Source organism: Rhizobium sp. BK418 (assembly GCF_004341105.1).
Taxonomy (GTDB): Bacteria; Pseudomonadota; Alphaproteobacteria; order Rhizobiales; family Rhizobiaceae; genus Rhizobium.
The window spans coordinates 851701-868172 of sequence record NZ_SLZK01000003.1; the positions used below are offsets into that span (position 1 = coordinate 851701).

The 16472-nt window shown below is 61.4% G+C and carries 20 protein-coding genes and 1 pseudogene; 7 read left to right on the forward strand and 14 right to left on the reverse strand.

All coding sequences use genetic code 11. The annotated features are described in order from the left end of the window. Positions 1 to 122: 122 nt before the first annotated feature. Positions 123 to 776: a dihydrofolate reductase family protein gene (locus tag EV281_RS15630; protein ID WP_132653987.1), complete on the reverse strand. Its 654-nt coding sequence runs from the start codon at positions 774 to 776 to the stop codon at positions 123 to 125. Positions 777 to 967: 191 nt separating this feature from the next. Between EV281_RS15630 and EV281_RS15635 the strand changes: the two genes are divergently transcribed. Further along, positions 968 to 1717 (forward strand): prolyl oligopeptidase family serine peptidase, encoded by a 750-nt coding sequence (locus EV281_RS15635; protein ID WP_132653988.1) that lies wholly within the window; start codon positions 968 to 970, stop codon positions 1715 to 1717. Positions 1718 to 1733: 16 nt separating this feature from the next. Here the strand turns inward: EV281_RS15635 and EV281_RS15640 are convergent, their stop codons facing one another. The 3 genes from EV281_RS15640 to EV281_RS15650 all read right to left on the reverse strand — a co-directional run bounded on the left by EV281_RS15640 (position 1734) and on the right by EV281_RS15650 (position 4481). Next, complete coding sequence (locus tag EV281_RS15640; protein ID WP_132653989.1) at positions 1734 to 3236, reverse strand: DHA2 family efflux MFS transporter permease subunit; 1503 nt, start codon at positions 3234 to 3236, stop codon at positions 1734 to 1736. A 211-nt stretch (positions 3237 to 3447) separates the two neighbouring features. Next, complete coding sequence (locus EV281_RS15645) at positions 3448 to 3711, reverse strand: DUF982 domain-containing protein (protein ID WP_132653990.1); 264 nt, start codon at positions 3709 to 3711, stop codon at positions 3448 to 3450. Positions 3712 to 4280: 569 nt separating this feature from the next. Further along, on the reverse strand, positions 4281 to 4481 hold the full coding sequence (locus EV281_RS15650; protein ID WP_132653991.1) for a hypothetical protein: 201 nt from the start codon (positions 4479 to 4481) through the stop codon (positions 4281 to 4283). A 190-nt stretch (positions 4482 to 4671) separates the two neighbouring features. Between EV281_RS15650 and EV281_RS15655 the strand changes: the two genes are divergently transcribed. Together EV281_RS15655 and EV281_RS15660 are read left to right on the forward strand one after the other, a co-directional pair. Then, entirely contained in the window at positions 4672 to 4857 is a 186-nt protein-coding gene (locus tag EV281_RS15655) for a hypothetical protein (protein ID WP_132653992.1), read from the forward strand. Between the two features lie 131 nt (positions 4858 to 4988). After that, on the forward strand, positions 4989 to 5219 hold the full coding sequence (locus tag EV281_RS15660) for a hypothetical protein (RefSeq protein ID WP_132653993.1): 231 nt from the start codon (positions 4989 to 4991) through the stop codon (positions 5217 to 5219). Between the two features lie 288 nt (positions 5220 to 5507). On the opposite strand, the gene EV281_RS15665 is transcribed toward EV281_RS15660, so the two are convergent. The 7 genes and pseudogenes from EV281_RS15665 to EV281_RS15695 all read right to left on the reverse strand — a co-directional run bounded on the left by EV281_RS15665 (position 5508) and on the right by EV281_RS15695 (position 10525). Then, the gene (locus tag EV281_RS15665) at positions 5508 to 6143 is read right to left on the reverse strand and encodes a DUF1109 domain-containing protein (protein WP_132653994.1); all 636 of its coding nucleotides are present in this window, start codon (positions 6141 to 6143) and stop codon (positions 5508 to 5510) included. Continuing rightward, positions 6130 to 6696: a sigma-70 family RNA polymerase sigma factor gene (locus EV281_RS15670; RefSeq protein WP_132653995.1), complete on the reverse strand. Its 567-nt coding sequence runs from the start codon at positions 6694 to 6696 to the stop codon at positions 6130 to 6132. The genes EV281_RS15665 and EV281_RS15670 overlap by 14 nt, the downstream gene beginning before the upstream one ends. 211 nt (positions 6697 to 6907) lie before the next feature. Continuing rightward, positions 6908 to 7435 carry a DoxX family protein gene (locus EV281_RS15675; protein ID WP_132653996.1) on the reverse strand — a complete coding sequence of 176 codons (528 nt, stop codon included), beginning with the start codon at positions 7433 to 7435 and terminating at the stop codon, positions 6908 to 6910. Further along, complete coding sequence (locus tag EV281_RS15680; RefSeq protein WP_132653997.1) at positions 7428 to 8231, reverse strand: DNA-binding domain-containing protein; 804 nt, start codon at positions 8229 to 8231, stop codon at positions 7428 to 7430. Before EV281_RS15680 ends, EV281_RS15675 begins: the two co-directional genes overlap by 8 nt. Beyond that, positions 8218 to 9159, reverse strand: coding sequence for a DUF692 domain-containing protein (locus EV281_RS15685; protein ID WP_132653998.1), 942 nt, complete (start codon positions 9157 to 9159; stop codon positions 8218 to 8220). The genes EV281_RS15680 and EV281_RS15685 overlap by 14 nt, the downstream gene beginning before the upstream one ends. 39 nt (positions 9160 to 9198) lie before the next feature. Next, on the reverse strand, positions 9199 to 9513 hold the full coding sequence (locus tag EV281_RS15690; RefSeq protein WP_132653999.1) for a DUF2282 domain-containing protein: 315 nt from the start codon (positions 9511 to 9513) through the stop codon (positions 9199 to 9201). 272 nt (positions 9514 to 9785) lie between these two features. After that, positions 9786 to 10525 (reverse strand): annotated as a pseudogene (locus EV281_RS15695) (carbon-nitrogen hydrolase family protein). Positions 10526 to 10927: 402 nt separating this feature from the next. Between EV281_RS15695 and EV281_RS15700 the strand changes: the two are divergent. Further along, the gene (locus tag EV281_RS15700; RefSeq protein WP_132654000.1) at positions 10928 to 11551 is read left to right on the forward strand and encodes a hypothetical protein; all 624 of its coding nucleotides are present in this window, start codon (positions 10928 to 10930) and stop codon (positions 11549 to 11551) included. A gap of 114 nt (positions 11552 to 11665) precedes the next feature. On the opposite strand, the gene EV281_RS15705 is transcribed toward EV281_RS15700, so the two are convergent. Genes EV281_RS15705 through EV281_RS15715 form a run of 3 tightly spaced genes read right to left on the reverse strand, consistent with a single transcriptional unit; the run spans position 11666 to position 14624 of the window. After that, positions 11666 to 12418, reverse strand: a complete 753-nt coding sequence (locus EV281_RS15705) for an ABC transporter ATP-binding protein (protein WP_132654001.1) — start codon at positions 12416 to 12418, stop codon at positions 11666 to 11668. After that, on the reverse strand, positions 12412 to 13482 hold the full coding sequence (locus tag EV281_RS15710) for an iron ABC transporter permease (protein WP_132654002.1): 1071 nt from the start codon (positions 13480 to 13482) through the stop codon (positions 12412 to 12414). Before EV281_RS15710 ends, EV281_RS15705 begins: the two co-directional genes overlap by 7 nt. A 5-nt stretch (positions 13483 to 13487) precedes the next feature. After that, on the reverse strand, positions 13488 to 14624 hold the full coding sequence (locus tag EV281_RS15715; RefSeq protein ID WP_132654003.1) for an ABC transporter substrate-binding protein: 1137 nt from the start codon (positions 14622 to 14624) through the stop codon (positions 13488 to 13490). 115 nt (positions 14625 to 14739) lie between these two features. Between EV281_RS15715 and EV281_RS15720 the strand changes: the two genes are divergently transcribed. The 3 genes from EV281_RS15720 to EV281_RS15730 all read left to right on the forward strand — a co-directional run bounded on the left by EV281_RS15720 (position 14740) and on the right by EV281_RS15730 (position 16342). Further along, the gene (locus EV281_RS15720) at positions 14740 to 15528 is read left to right on the forward strand and encodes a methyltransferase domain-containing protein (protein WP_132654338.1); all 789 of its coding nucleotides are present in this window, start codon (positions 14740 to 14742) and stop codon (positions 15526 to 15528) included. A gap of 205 nt (positions 15529 to 15733) precedes the next feature. Continuing rightward, complete coding sequence (locus tag EV281_RS31645) at positions 15734 to 15868, forward strand: hypothetical protein (RefSeq protein ID WP_245508270.1); 135 nt, start codon at positions 15734 to 15736, stop codon at positions 15866 to 15868. An 84-nt stretch (positions 15869 to 15952) separates the two neighbouring features. After that, positions 15953 to 16342 (forward strand): response regulator, encoded by a 390-nt coding sequence (locus EV281_RS15730; protein WP_165911896.1) that lies wholly within the window; start codon positions 15953 to 15955, stop codon positions 16340 to 16342. The last annotated feature ends 130 nt before the right edge of the window (positions 16343 to 16472 follow it).

The window sequence follows — 16472 nt, forward strand, 5'->3', positions numbered from 1 at the left end:
CGTCTCTGGCAAGCCCACGGATGACAGAAGCTGTTGGAACGAAATCACTTTTTCGACAGCAGTGGCATCATTCCGACAGCGGCGGGATCGAGCTACCCGCCGCTGCTGCGATCAGGGCATGGCTAGTGCCAGTTCCGACGGCGTTCGAGTTCGGCCTCGGACGGCTGATCATCGGCAAACGAACCCGTCGGCACTTCGCCGTTCCGCTCATAGGTCGCGACGATGACGCCCTTGCTCGATATCAGCGATCTGGTGAGATGGAGCGCGCGCGGCATCGCGCTGCCGTCGGCAAACAGCCGTTTGCCCTTGCCGAGGAGCAGCGGAAAGGTCAGCACGGTCATTTCGTCGATCAGATCATTGGCAAGCAGGGTCTGGATGAGATCGCCGGAGCCCTGGATCAGCAGGTCAGGCCCGTTTTCCTGTTTTATTTTCTTGAGACTTGCGACGATGTCGGGGCCGAGCGCATGGCTGTTCTGCCAGGTCAGCGAGTCCGGGCGGTGTGTTGCCACATATTTCGTTGCCGGATTGAAGGCCTTGGCGATGTCGTCGTTCTGATAGGGCCAGTAGGCGGCGAAGATGTCGTAGGTTCTGCGGCCGAGCAGCAGGGCAAAGGGCTTTGCGAAGAGCTCGTTGATCACGGCTCCCGTTGCCTCGTCCCAGTAGTGGAATACCCAGCCACCGAACCTGAAACCGTTGACGGGATCCTCGTGAGGGCCGCCGGGTGCCTGCATGACGCCGTCGAGGCTGACGAACGTGGAGGCGATGATCTTTCTCATGGATGTTTCTCCTCTTGGCGATCCGCGCCATCAGGGCTGGATCTCGACCTGAGGACGAAGCACGCGACAGTATGCCGACAAATTCCCAGGGAATTTATGGAAGACTTGCCGGTTTCGACGTGCGATTTTCTCCAATCTGGAGGGAGGAGAGGCTGGCCGGTGGCGCGCCTCCTGCCTGAGATGCGAAGGATGTGACGCGACATCTCATCGACAGGGGCGACGGGGCGAGTGTGGAGCTTTTTCAAGCGCGGCCTGAGAGTGAAACGCCGGTTGGAGCGATCCTCTTTGTCCACGGCAATCAGGGCGGTCGGCTCATTGGCGCGAAGGAGGCCGTCGATGCTGGCGCGCTGGTTCGGTTCTGCTCCGGTTTGAAGATTACCGCGGCGGCGGTCTCGCAACCGGGTTTCGGAGGTTCTGATGGACCGGCGGATTTCTGCGGCCCGGACACGCAGCGGGCGATCGTCGCGGCGCTCTCCTTCCTGCGGGAGCAGCCTGCTGTCGATCCGTCCCGCATCGTTCTCTACGGCAACAGCAGGGGAGCGGTCGCTTCGGCAATGGTGGCGACCCAGGCTCCCGATCTCAGGGCCGTCATTCTGCGCAGCGGCGTCTACGATCTCAAGGCTGCCTATGAGACCGGTTCGAAAGGTCTGCGGTGGGCGATCGAGCAGGAAGCCGGTCTTACGAGCGACGCCTTTCTCGCCCGCTCGGCCCTGTATCACGCACAGAGGATGCGGGCAGAAACCCTGTTGCTGCACGGCAGGCTCGACGAGCGAGCGCCCGTTGCCCAGGCCGAACGGTTCTCGGATGCGCTCTCTGAGGCCGGAGTGCCGGTGACGCTCCACGTGTTCGAATGCGGGCACGACATTCCCCGGGAATATGCGCAGATGGCGCAGCGCTCCTTTCTGCAAAGGATGTTCGATCCCATCGTGACATTCCACTAAGCCAGCGTGATGGGCCTCAATGGCCGAGTGGCTGCCCCTCGGGCTGGCTGGGCTGGCTGGGCTGGCTGGGCGGGCGGCGGACGTAGAAGGATGCGACAACGGCCGCCAGCGAAATCAGCGCGCCGACGAAGAAGGCGGACTGCATGCCGCCGACGGTTGCCGTTGCGGCATCTGCTTTCCCTTGAGTCAGGATTCCGGCACGCCAGGTCATGATGGCGACATAGAGCGTCGTGCCGGCGGCGCCGGCGACCTGTTGGGTGGTGCCGATGATGGCGCTGCCGTGGGAATAGAGTTTCGGCGGCAGCGAGCCGAGGCTGACGGTAAAGAGCGGCGTGAACATCAGCGCAAGGCCGATGCTGAGCACGATGTGGATGGCGAGGACCATCCAGACCGGGGTCGTCGTGGAGATGAAGGTCAGGCTCCACATGACGCCGCTGAAGAGGACGGCGCCGGGAATGACGAGGCGGGCAGGCCCGTAGCGGTCGAAGAGCCTGCCGACGAAGGGGGCGCAGAGGCCCATGATGAGGCCGCCCGGCAGCAGGAGGAGGCCGGTCGTGAGCGTCGTCTGGCCGAGCACCGACAGAAGATAAATCGGCAGCAGGATGAAGACCCCGAACATCGACATCATCAGGATCGCCATCATGCCCGCAGCGATCGTGAAGGTCTTCGTCTGCAGGGTGCGCAGATCGAGCAGTGCCCGCTCACGCTTCTGCAGATGGATCTGCCGCCAGACGAAGATGGCGATAACGGCGGCACCGGCAAGAAGCATGACGCGCGGATCGAATGGCGTCGCACCCGCTTCGGGCGGGGCGCCGAGTTCGCTGACGCCGAAGACGAAACTGCCGAAGCCGATGGCCGACAGCACGACGGAGACAACATCGAGCGGCGCCTTTGACGGCACGGTGACGTTTTCGATTTTCGCCGCACCAAGCGCAAGGGCCGCAAGCGCGATCGGCAGCACCAGAAGGAAGAGCCAGCGCCAGTCGAGCGTGGAGAGGATGAGGCCGGAGATCGTCGGGCCGATGGCAGGCGCCACCGAGATGACGATGGAGATATTGCCCATTGTCCGGCCGCGCGAATGCGGCGGAACGAGATTCATGATTGTCGTCATCAGGAGCGGCATCATGATCGCCGTGCCGGATGCCTGGACAATGCGGCCGACGACCAAGAAGGGAAAGCCGGGAGCGAGGGCGGAGACCAGCGTACCGGCGGAAAAGAGCGACATGGCGAGGATGAAGACCGGCCGCGTGTTCAGCCGCTGCAAGAGAAAGCCCGTCACGGGTATGACGACGGCCATTGTCAGCATGAAGGCGGAGGTCAGCCATTGGGCGGAGCTAGCCGGAATCTTCAGATCGTTCATCAGGTGCGGGATCGCCACACCCATGATGGTTTCGTTGAGAATGACCACGAAGGCGGAGACGAGCAGCAGGCCGATCACCAGCCGGTTACGGGCGCTATGGTCTTCGACCGGCAGTTCGGCCTGTTCTTCAATCTCTGAAAGCAAGGGTTCACTGGTCATGGTGTTCCTGTATCCATGTCTGAAAGAAGTGGTTCTGCCTTAAGACGAACGTGCCGCGCCTTTTGCGACAGGCGGCATGGTTATTTTCTATGTCTTCATGCGGTCGGTAGGATGCAAGGCGATTTTTGCGGGGAGGCACGGAAAATGGGTGCGTTCGCGCCGCCGGAGATGGAGGCTTCGCCCGGAAATTACCGCAGCTATGCCTTTGGCTTCAATGAACGATGGTCAACGCGGCAATGCCCGCCTCATCGGCGGCGCGCAAAAATGCCTCACGGAACTTCTCCGGGGCAACCTCTCCGGTGATGGCGTCGATACACGCCTTGACGGCGATCATATATTCTTCTCCGTCATCAAAAGGCCAGTCCTTTATCAGCAGATATGCCGCATCGCCGAGCGTACGCACGACCGTGTGCGTTTCCCGACCGCGCAAAACCAGCCCGACCGGCGCGAATGCCGACGATGTGTTCCAGCTCATTGTCCTGGACCCCTCAAGGCACGGAGATTAAGACCCGTAAACACACTATACGCGCGAATTATGAAATTCGGAATTGCGGAATGCGTGAATGTTGAGCAAGTGACTTATTTGTTCCTGCGGACGGCGGGCGGCTGGACCCGAGGATGGTATCTGGAACGAAATGGCAACCTCCGACGCCAAATTGCGCCTCCACGGATTTCGATCCACACTATTTCCACAGGTTATCCACAGGTATTGCTGAATTCTCCCCCAACGCTTTCAACGACATATGCTTCTAAGTGGTCGGTCTGCCCCAGATGGGTGATGTGACCGCCCGATGACACCAGGGATATCTTCCGGGAAACTGACCTAACGGCCACAATGCCCGGCTATCTTGTCCCTCCCTCCTTGAGCGCTGGGCGGCGGACGCTCGGAGGTGGGAGGCGGCAGGCATTCATGAGGGCCTGCCGCCTTCATCGCCCGGAATGAAAGGCAAATCGGCAGCTGGCGTTCTCTCCAACAAAAAGGACCCGCTCACCAGGGAGCGGGCCTCAGGGGTGCCCGGAGTCGGACGGGCATAGGAAAAACGCTTAGATATGGGCCGCCGCATCAAGGTTCCAGCTGTCCGGCCTCTTCGGGAGCGCAAAGCTCCTGTCGCTTGCTGGACGGGCGTTCTGACGGACCGCCGTGTCGAGCAGGTTCGCAAATGAGGCCAGGCTGACCTTGTCGGCATGAAGCATCTGGCGGATCAACGGATCTCTCAGCATTTCCGATGGGGTCATCTCGTGCATGGTTGTCCTCCGGTGACTGGTTTCCGACGCTTGCGGTACTTTACATCTGTAATGCTATGAATGCATGTCGCGGCGATGGCGAAAAGACGGCAAACGAGGTTCATTCGGGCTAGCTCCAATGTGGCATTGGCCTGCCAATTTATCGGATGCTAGCCTGACAGCCGGGAGAACCACAGCGGAGGACGGGCAGATGGAAGCCAGAATGTTCGACGAGATCACGGTGGAGCCGGCCGCGCTCAAAGCCGAGATTGCCGCGATCAACGCCCGGCCGCTGCCTCTCATGGACCTGAAATATGCGCAGGCAGAACTGAAGGCCAGGCCGGGCAAGATCCGCAAGCATTTCGGCAAGACGAGAGCGACGAAACCGGATGTGTAATATCAGGCTTGGCAACGCTATTTTGACCATGACTGCATTTTCTGACGTTTGCTCACATTTTGCCGATTGCATGTGAATGAGAAAGCCGCTCTTTTGTCGTCCATATCCCTAATTTAGAGATCCTGACCGCCATGAACCGTTACGACATCGAGCGCCGGAACGAAGACGACTGGATTGTGATCGACCGCCAGACCGGCGCGCCCGTGCCGCATCTGCCGGAAAAACTCGGAAGCAGGCTCGAAGCCCAGGCACTTGCCGATTTCCGCAACCGGCTCGCCATCCCGCAACAGGAGCGCATTCGCTCCCGCCTCGATACGCTGCGGTTTGCCTGGCAGGCGCTGACGGGAAAGCGGACGCGCTAAAGCGTGTCGCGATCGCCAGGTCTTTGTGTCGACATGATTGCGCATGGGCTCCGGTCACAGAGGCAAAAAGGCCCGCCGAAGCGGGCCAAATTGCTGTTTTTTGGGTAATACAGGCTGGACCGCATGACGCGCCGTGAGGTGCATGGTTCCGTCAAAGGAAGTGCGCCGTACGGTCCGCATGCCAGACTGAAATCGAGATCAAAAGTTCCCGCAGCCTGATGAATATTCTGCTCTTGTTCCGCCGGCTTCCTCCTGGGCGGGGAATATCGATATCGGCGATAACCGGCGCTACCAGCGAAGGATTTTTCGGCCAAGGAGAAATCCCGCCGCGGTCGCGACCAATATGCCGATCGAATACCATGTCGCCAGAAACAACGGGCTGTCGTCCGGGCAGTGCCAGGCGTAGATGGCGGCTGCAATACCGCCGGCGGCAAGGCCCGCGACAGCACCTGCCGTGCCCGGATTTTCCGGGGCGCCCTGGCGGACGGAATAGAGGATCGCCGCAAGCGGGGCAATCGACAGCGTGGGGACGAAGAACAGGCAGAAGGCGGAGAAATGGCCCTCCATGCTGCTTGCCCAGGCTGCCTGGGGCACGACGAGCAGTTCGGTGGCGATGCCGATGACCAGAACCGCCAGCGGCAGGGCGAGCGTCATGGCCGCCGAGCGCAGCGACACGCCGGGCTTGCCGATCAGGAAGGCGAGGCGGGTGGCTGATATGGCGAGCAACAGGGTGATGCCGAGCTTGAAGAGGACGCGCGGCGTCTCGATCATTTCGGCCATATTTCTGCGAATGCCGATGGTGGAGAGCAGCAGGCCGGCGGAGAACACCACGCCGATGGCAAGCGCGATCAGAAAGACGCGACCGAAGCGGACGCGCACGCGCGCATCTTTTGTCAGCAGGTTGATCAGGTCATCCGTTTTCACGCGTATTGCTCCGATAGAGGGCCGCCAATCCTTTGAGTGCCCTGTGCAGCGCCACTCGCACGGCGCCTTCCGTCATATGTAACTTCTCGGCGGTTTCGCGGATACCGGCGCCGCCGAGCGAGATCGAGCGGACGATTTCGCGCTGCGGATCGCGCAGGCCTTCCAGCATGCGGTCGACATCGATCCGATCGGCGCCGTCTTCCTGGCGGTCGGCTTCCAGCGTTTCCATCACGTCCTCGATCGGCACGCTGACATGACGGCCGCGCCGGCGCAGGCTGTCGATCAGCTTGTTGCGCACGATGGTCGAAAGCCACGGGCCGATCGGCCGGGACATATCCCAGGTGCCGCGCTTCAGGTGCACAGCCAGCAGAACTTCCTGCACCACGTCTTCCACCTCGCTCGGCGGGGCACCGAACTGGTCGCAGCGCCGGCGCGCGATCGACCGCAGATAGGGTGTCACGGCCTTCAGGAAACGGTCATAGGCCAGCGCGTCGCCGGCGATTGCCGCGCGCATCCAGGCCGCCCATTCCTCTTCGCGGGCCGAATATTTCATCCGCCACTATCCTCTACGCACGGACCCACGTGTTTATTACCGTCATCCTGAGAATTTTGATGACGCGGCACGTGAGGCAAGGCCGGCGTCGGCGCCTATTGAGCGCATCGGCGGGCAAACGGCAAGAGTAGTGCGGCAACAAAGCGCAAAAGCCGCCCGGCTCGATGCGGAGCCGGGCGGGCGTTCGTGTCGATGACTGCTGCTATGTGTTCTAGCGGTTGGCAGCGCCTGACATCCGCGCAATCAGATGGTCGAGCGATAGGCGGCCCGGCCCATAGCGCATGATGGCAAGTGCCATCGCCGCCCAGGTGATGTGGATGGGCCAGCCATCGGGCACGGTGAGTTCCACGATGAGCGTCATGAAGAGCAGGCCGAGACCGGCAAAACGGGTGGCGAGACCGAGCACAAGAAGGATCGGAAAGGTGATCTCGCCGCAGCCGGAGAGGAAGGCCATCACCGCCGGCATGGGGAAGGGATAGGGGCCGCCCGGCAGATGCAGCATGAATTCCTGCGTGAAGAGATCGATCGCCGTATCATTGAGCTGCAGGAAGCCATCCCATTTCAGGATGCCTGAGCGCCAGAAGGGAACGGCGAGCGCCACGCGGATGACGGCCTGGACGAAATCGGGTTGGGCGACGGCGCGGACAAGTCCGTCAGCCGCCGCCACAAGCCTCGCGAGCGGGGAGAGAGCGCCGTTGCGAGGCCCATTGCGAGGTACGGAGTCGAGCATATCAGACATTGGAAATCTCCGGTTCGATAGCGGAACAGGCGCCCGATGCGATCATCTCGCCGATGGCGGCTGAGAGATCGAATGCGGGGCAGGTGTCGAGCCCGGCTGCGACGGCGGCGGCAAGGCATTCGCCTGACAGAAGCGCGTTGAAGAAAGCGGCTCCGCCAGGCGGCAGGAGGCGCACCGTGACCTCGTCGTCGGCGCGAGTGATCAGTCCGTCTTCAGGGCGATCCTCGACGCGACCGATTGGGCCTGGGCCGCGATTCATGGCGAAGATAGTGACGGCGGGATGGTCAGATGAAATCACCCGCGTCGCCGGGTGCGGGCGGAAGATCACCGCACCGAGATCTTCCTGCGGCACGGCGGCGAGCGCTTCGGCGCGGAAGGCCGGTGCATCGGCCGCGTGATAGGCGTCCAGCCAGGCACGCTCGATCCTCGCCACATCCGAAAGCCAGGGCATATCGGCGGCATATTCGTAACGGTCGATGAAATCGGCGAAGTCGCGTCCGTATTCGAAGAGGAGCGGCGAGGCAGGCGGCGTCTCGCGCACGTGGAAACGGGCCATGGCGCGAAAGAAATCCGTGCCCGTAATGCGCTCGACTGCCGGGAAGATCGAAGAAAGCGCCGCAATCAGGCTGACGGTGACATTATTGCGGTAGACATTGTAGCGCTTCTCGGCCCGCTTGCCGCGCGGGCCGGTTACCAGATCAGGGGCGGGGGCATCGGGGGAAAGCAGGGCTGCGGAAAATTGCCCGGCGAAATTTGATGCCATTGGCCGGATCGGCAGGATGTCAGCCGAGTGCATGGGATGTCTTCCTGTCGCTCGCATGGCGATCGAGAATGGCTTGCGCCGCCAGCGCTTCGGCGCGCAGCACCGGCCAGTCGGGAATCTTGCTGTCCCATTCGATCAGCGTCGGGATCGGGCCACAGCGGGCGATCACGATCTTATAGAGCTGCCAGACGGCATCGGCGACCGGGCCGTCATGGCTGTCGATCAACAGCAGCTCGCCTTCGTCATCCTCCTGTTCGGCATGGCCGGCGAGATGGATCTCGCCGACTTTCGCCAGGGGAAAATCGCGCAGATATTCCAGCGCCGAGAAGCCGTGATTGGTGGCGGAAACAAAGACATTGTTGATGTCGAGCAGCAAACCGCAGCCCGTACGTCTCGATATCTCGCGGATGAAATCCGTCTCACTGATGGAGGATTCCGCAAAGAGCACATAGGTGGAGGGATTTTCGAGCAGGATCGGCCGGCCGATGGCATTCTGCATCTCGTCGATGTGATCGCAGACATGGGCCAGTGTCGCCGCCGTATAGGGCAATGGCAGCAGGTCGTTCAGATAGGTATCGACATGGGTCGACCAGGCGAGATGTTCGGAGACCAGCGCCGGCTCATAGCGGTCGACGAGGCTTTTGAAACGCCCGAGATGCTCGCGGTCGAGCGGCTGCGGGCCGCCGAGCGACATGCACACGCCATGCAGAGAAATCGGGTGGTCGCGGCGCACGCGTTCCAGCGCGCGATGCGGCGGGCCGCCGGCGCCCATATAATTTTCGGCGTGGATTTCGAAGAAATTCCGGGGACCCAATGCTTGGGGCCCGGTCTGCGCAGCAATGGCCGCCAGATGCTCCGGCTTGAAGCTGGTGCCGGCCTGGCCGGCGAGTGAATATGTCGGGAAGCGGAGGGTGCTTTCCGTCTCCATCAGAAGGTTGGTCGTCAAGGTGACGTTTGCCATAGGCGCCTCCGCTTTCCTGATATCAGCCCGATTTTCGGCTTAGATGTCGCGCGTCAGCGGCTTCAGCGAGCCGTGACGGCCGCCCGGCAGCTCAAGCGAGGCGCAGGTGCCGCCCTGGACGAATTTCCAGGAATTGCCCTGGAAGTCCTTCACGGAGGTTCCCTGGCAGGTCGTGCCCGGGCCGGCGGCGCAATCGTTCTGGCCCTTCAGTGCGACGCCGAAGCACTTTTCCTTGTGGGCGGCGATGGCAGCATTGGCCTCGGCCTTGGTCAGCGGGGCGGCACTTGCCATCGTGGCAAGAGCGGATGTGATTGCGCCGGCAAGAAGGGCGGTGCTGATGGAAGTCTTCAACATTGGTAGTCTCCGTTGCTTGAAACGCCCCTGTTTCAGCGGGGCACGTCGGGTATTCGCAACGGGAAAGCGGGTTGTTACAGACGTGGTGGTAACGAAGGCGTGATGGAGATTGGAGACAGAAGACCCCACCCCAACCCCTCCCCACAAGGGGAGGGGCTTAACCTGCCGCGCCTGGCTTTCCAGATCTTCGATGTTTCAAAAGGAGCGAGGTGGTGCTCCAGCTTAGGCCCTCCCTCTTTGGAGAGGGGTTTATTGCCCTCAGCCACTGCGATTTACCGTTCAATCGCCATATCAAACACCAGCAACCCCGGCACTTCCAACGGCAACTGCGCCACCACTTCTCCCGCCGGGTTCAACACCGCCGTCGGCCCCCAGGAAATGCGGCCCTCGCGTTCTCCCGTCACATCGGCCGATATCAGCCACAGACCGTCTCCCGGCAGCGTTCGCCTCTCGCAGCATTGTGTATGTCCCTGAATTCCTCGGCATTGGCGCGCGGCATCATGTTGTTGGCGCAGCAGACGAGCAGGGATGCGCCTGTGAGTGCGACCTTGCGGGCGGCCTCGGGGAAGCCGGTGTCGTAGCAGATGTTGATGCCGAAGCGCAGGCCATCGACCGTGAAGACTGGCGTCTCGGTTCCCGGCTGGAAGAAACTTTCTCCCTTGAGCAGATGCGCCTTGCGATATCGGCCGATCAGCTTGCCTTTTTCGATGACGACGGCGGTGTTGAACAGTGCTTCGCCTTCAGCCTCGATCATGCCCATGACGATCATGGGGGCGGCATCGGCGAGCCGGCTTTTGACGGCGGCGAATGCCAGGGATCCGAGATCCATGGCGGCTCTTCGTGCCGCTCCGGCCTCCGTCAGATAACCCTGCAGAAAACCTTCGGGAAAGATGAGGAGGCGGGCGCCTTCAGCTTCGGCGTGACGGATCACATCGAGCGCGTATGTCAGGGCGGCCTCGACATTTTCGCGATATTCCAAGGTCTGGGCGGCGGCGATGCGGACGGTTTTCATTCAGGGTTCCGGTTATTGTCGCTATTGTCCGTGTCCAAAAGGCAATATCCGTCGGCCGTATCATCGATGACCACCTCATCGAGATAAACCCCGCTCCCGATCACGACGGCTCTGCAGGCCTTCGGTGTGGAGATTTACACCGTCATTCGACTCGGATCACCTCCCAGCATGCGGAGGCCGGTGAGATTGTCCAGCTGCTGATATCGCCAGGCGCGGCGGCGCTCTTGAGGGCCGAGGGCATCGATATCGATGCGGAGGGCCGATCCAGTTTCTTGTCACCCGCTTTCCGGGGGATCGAGTGGAACTGCTCGTCTGAGCAGCATTTTGACGGCTGCGGGTATCATCGGGAACCTCGGGCTTCTTCGTCCGTTTGCGGAGAGGATGACATCGAGGAGGAGTCCCATGAGCAATCTCCATAACGACAGCGCCCCCGAATTTTCAGGCGGCGAGGGCCGCAGCACGCTGACTGCTTTCTTCGACAGCCGTGATGATGCGGAGAATGCTATCGACCGGCTGAGGAATTTGGGCATCACCAGCGTCAGAATGATGCCGGGATATGAGGCGGATAGCGACAAGGCCGGTGTTGCCGGCGACGACCGTGGCGGTTTCTGGGCGAAGCTGGAGGATTGGCTTTTTCCGGATGAGGACCGCTCTGTATATGCCGAAGGCCTGCGCCGTGGCGGCTTTCTGATCTCCGTCGAGGTCGACGACGCGACCTACGGCATCGCCCATGACATTCTCGACGACGAAGGCTCGATCGACATGGACGAGCGTGCAGACCTCTGGCGGGCGGAGGGCTGGGATGCCCGGAAGTCGAACGAAGCTCTCGCAGCATCGCGATATAGAACTCGTGGCTACGATCTCGATGAGGAGCCGCTGCTCGATCCGGAACTGCGTGACGATATCCTGCCGACCGGCCACCACCGCACGGTGGACGAAGCCAACGAAGATGCCGAGCGGGAGCTCCGTCGGGCACAAGATGTCGACGCGATGAAGCAGGACCAGACTATACCGCGTGGCCGATAACGGGCTGAAATCAGCAACGGTATGAAACAGAGGCGTCGGGGCCTCCGGCGCTTCAGGTTTTTATCGAGCATCGGATGCTCCGCCAAACCGCGGCACATTTTTGCGCGACATGCTTTAATGCGCCGTGCTGTCGACGATGACGTGGTCATAATCCATAGAGCATTTCTCGATACGAGCGTGGATTCTGTAGACCTCGCGCAGCATGTCGACGGTGACGACATCGCGCGGCTTGCCGCAGGCGCGCATGCGGCCGTTCTGGATCACCAGCACCTTGTCTGCGAAACGCAGCGCCTGGTTCAGGTCGTGGATGGCAATCAGCACGATCATGCCGCGCTTGCGGGCTTGGCGCTGCATGAAATCCAAAACCTCCACCTGGCGGTGAAGATCGAGCGCGCTGGTCGGCTCGTCCATCAGCATGATCTCGGGCTCGCGCACCAGCGCCTGGGCGATGGAGACGAGCTGGCGCTGGCCGCCCGAGAGCGCGCCGAGATCGCGGAAGGCGATCGCCTCGATGTTCAGCGCCTTCATGATATCGTCGATCAGCCTGAGATCCTGATCGCCGACGCCCCAGGACTGGCCCTGCTTGCGGGCAAGCAGGATCGATTCATAGACCGTCAGCACGGCGTTGGCCGAAGTATCCTGCGGCATGTAGCTGATGGCGTTTCTGGTCTTCGCGCCCTCGACCAGCACGTTTCCCGGGCCTTTCAGGAGGCCGGTAATGCGCTTGAAGAGGGTGGACTTGCCGGCGGCGTTGGGGCCAATGACGGCGACGAGCTCGCCGGCACTCAGTTTCGGGGTCGATACGCCTTCGACGAAGAGCTTGCGGCCGTGATAGGCACCGACCGATTGCAGCTGAAGCGCTACCATGAGCGGCTCCTGTTCGAGAGGATGAGCGAGAAGAAGAAGGGCACGCCGACGAGCGCGGTGATGATGCCGATCGGGAAAACGACGCCCGGAATGATCGACTTCGAGACGACCGAGGTCAGCGAGAGCAGCAGCGCGCCCGAAAGGATCGAGCCGGGCAGGAAGAAGCGCTGGTCTTCGCCGAGGATCATTCGGGCGATATGGGGGCCGACGAGGCCGACGAAGCCAATCGTGCCAACGAAACTGACGGGAACGGCTGCCAGCAGCGAGATGATCAGCATGGTCTCCAGCCGGATGCGGCGCACGTTGACGCCGAAGCTTGCCGCCTTGTCCTCGCCGAGGCGGATTGCCGTCAGCGCCCAGGCGTGGCGGGCAAACAGCGGCAGGGAAATCAGGAGCACGGTAAGCGTGATCCAGATCTTCGGCCAGGTGGCCTTGGTCAGGCTGCCCATGGTCCAGAAGACGACGGCCGAAAGTGCCTGTTCGGAGGCGAGATATTGCAGGAAGGCGAGAGCCGCATTGAAGGTGAAGACCAGCGCGATGCCGAGCAGCACGACCGTCTGCACCGAAACGCCGCGCGCCTGCGAGATGAAATGGATGAAGAGGGTGGCGATCAGCGCCATGACGAAGGCGTTGACCGGTACCAGCAGGCCGGCGGCGACGGGCAGGATCGGCACGCTGGTGACGATCGCAAGGGCCGCGCCGAAGCTTGCGGCGGCGGAAATGCCTAAGGTGAAGGGGCTTGCCAGCGGATTGGCAAGGATCGTCTGCATCTGCGCGCCGGCAACGGAGAGCGAGGCGCCGACGACGATCGCCATGACGGCGACCGGCATGCGAATATCCCAGACGACGGCGCGGATCTGCGCCGAGACGGAGTCGGGATCGAAGAGGGCCGTGACGACCTCGTCGAGGCCGTAGCGGGCCGGCCCCCAGGCGAGATCGACGGCGAAGGACAGGCAGAGCGCTGCCGTCATGGCAAAGAGAATCACAAGCTTGCGGCGGGCGAGGGCGCGATAGCGCGCCCTGCCTTCCTCGGCTTCGATCGGCATGGCGGCGATCTCTGCCATTGATCTTACTTTCCAGCCTTGGCGTCGACCCAGTAACCCGGCTGATAGGCGACGGGCAGGAATTTTTCGTGGAATTCCTTGAAGGTGGCATCCGGGTCGAGGTCGGCAAAGAGATCCGGGTGGAACCACTTGGCCAGTTGCTGGACGGCGACGAACTGGTAGGGGCTTGTGTAGAACTGGTGCCAGATCGCATGCACATTGCCATCGGCAACGGCCTCGGAGCCGGTGAAGGCCGGGTTCTGCATCAGCGCATCGAGCGCCTTGCGGCTGTCGTCGATCGTGCCAGCGGCAGCGGGGCCGACATTGACATAGTCCTTGGCGTCCTTGGTCTGGCTCCAGTTCGAGCCTGTCACGACGACGACATCGGGATTGGAGGCGACGACCTGTTCGGCATTGATCGAGCCGGTATAGCCCGGCAGGAAATCGGAGCCGAGATTGTGGCCGCCGGCCCAATCCACCATCAGGCCGAAATTATCAGGGCCGAAGGTACCGCAGCATTCGACGAGGCCGGCGGCGCGATACATGAAGACGTTTGGTTTCCTGGGGTTGGCTTCCTTCAGCTTGTCGGTAACGCGCGCCATCTGCTCTTTCCAATAGGCGGCGACGGCTTCGGCGCGGTCTTCGTGGCCGAAGAGCTTGCCGAGGATTTTCAGGCTCGGCTCGGTATTGGCGAGAATGTGCTCGCGGAAATCGATATAGACGATCTTCACGTCGATCTTGTTCAGCATGTCCTCGAGCTTCACCTCGTCGGCGGCCTGTTTGTTGCCGATCGGCAGCAGCATGAGGTCGGGGTGGAGTGCTACGACCGTTTCGGTCTGCAGCGTGCCATCGGTCAGGTTGCCGAGGAAGGGTAGGTCCTTGGCCTTGGGAAACTTTTCGACATAGGCGTTGAAACCGTCCTTGTCGGTCGTCCAGAGGTCGTTGCGCCAACCGACGATCTTGGCGAAGGGATCATCCTTCTCGATCGGGGCGACGGCATAGAGCATGCGGCCTTCGCCGAGAATCACGCGCTCGACCGGCTTCTCGAAAGTCACTTCGCGGCCGGCGACATCCTTGATGGTGAAGGGATCGGCAGAGACCGAGAACGGCAACAGTACCGCAACTGCGGCGGCGATTAGCGCAAGCAATTTCATAAAATTCATCTGGAAACTCTCCCCGTCCTCGGTTATTTCCCGAGGCATAGAAAAACTGAGTTTTGGAATCAAGTTTTATGTTTTAGAGCTTTTCCAAAGTAAGTCTGGTGCCGGGGTGAAGATGATGAATACGATGAACACGAATTACTCCATTCGCGATGAAATCCGGGATTTCTGGTCGGAAAGGGCGGCGACGTTCGACGAGAGTGTCGGCCACGAAATATTTTCCGAAGCGGAACGAAAAGGCTGGCAGCGCCTGATCCGCAAGCATCTCGGCGAGGGACAGGGGCGTGCGGCGCTCGATCTTGCTTGTGGCACGGCGGTCATTTCCCATCTCATGAATGGAGCAGGCTTCAAGGTGACGGGGCTCGACTGGTCGGATGCGATGCTGGCGCAGGCGCGCGCCAAGGCGAAGAAGCGCGGCACCGATATCCGCTTCGTCTCAGGCGATGCGGAAAACACCATGGAGCCGAAAGAAAGCTACGACGTGATCACCAACCGGCACCTCGTCTGGACGCTGGTCGATCCGCCCTCGGCCTTCCGCGAATGGTTTTCCGTGCTGAAGCCCGGCGGCAAGGTGCTGATCGTCGACGGCAACATGGGCAAGGAGACCTGGGTGAAGGGATTGCAGAAGCTCTGGACGAAGCTGACGGGCAAGGCGCCAGCGAGCCACATGAAGCCGGAGATGATGGCCCGCCATCAGGCCATTCGCTCGCGCGTCTATTTCTCCGACCAGATGCCGGCCGAAGCGATCGTCGAGCTGCTGCGGCAGGCCGGCTTCGACAATATCGTCGTCGACCGCAAGCTCTCGGATATCCATTGGGCGCAGGCGCGCAAGATGCCTTTCCTGCGCGGACTGGAGCGGATGGTGCAGGATCGTTTTGCGATCTGTGCGACGAAGCCTCTGGCTTAGGTTTTCCGCTGAAGGCGCGGAACTGCGTTACCCGCGCCCGCGGTCATCGAAGTGCCTGATGCCCCTTGAGGCTTGCGAGCAATCCGGCTATTTCGCGGGAATCGGCAGGCTTTGATGCCAGCGGCACCTTTGAGAGACGCGACCGACACGCAGCGCGTCTTGGGGCTGCGCAACGGGCGAGGAAGTCTACTCGATCGCCATTTTCATGGGCGAGCACATGGAGAGACTGTCACGGCTACCGAGAGTAAAGATATTTGCAACCGATAGCAGTCCGACTGTCAAGAAACCGCAGGCGGATGGAATGTCCTTGATGCCCGGGGAAATTGGTTCGGCTCGGTGAACAGGTTGAAACTAATTTCGCTACCGCCGGTTTGACCGTCAATCTCTCTTTCCCGGTCAACTAGCAACTAGGTGGAATGAGCCGTTGAAATCCAGCTTTCCCCACAGTTCCCTCTTTGCCGGAAAGCGCGTGCTCGTCGTCGAGGATGAGTTTCTGCTCGCAGAGGAAGCCCGCGCGGAGCTTACGAAGCTCGGCGCGATCGTGATCGGTCCGACACCACGCGTCGACCATGCGCTCTCCCTGATCGAAGATGAGCAGATCGACGCTGCCATCCTCGATGTTTTCTTGTCAGACACGCTGGTATTTCCCGTGGCAGAGCGCCTCCAAGAGCTCGACATACCCTTCGTGTTCGCCACCGCTTACGATCCCTCCGTCATCCCGGGGCGGTTCGGCGGCTATATTCTCTGCGAAAAACCGATCGAGCTGGAGAATATCGCTCAGGGCCTTTTCGGCCCGCCGGCATCGGATGCGTGATCGCCGAATTGCCGCGGCATGATGCAGGACCGCTTCGCGATCTGCGCGACAGAGCCTCCGGCTTAGGGTTTTGCGGAGGCTTTCGCCCCGTTGCAATTCTATTTTAAGAGACATAGTGCAGATCGCTCAG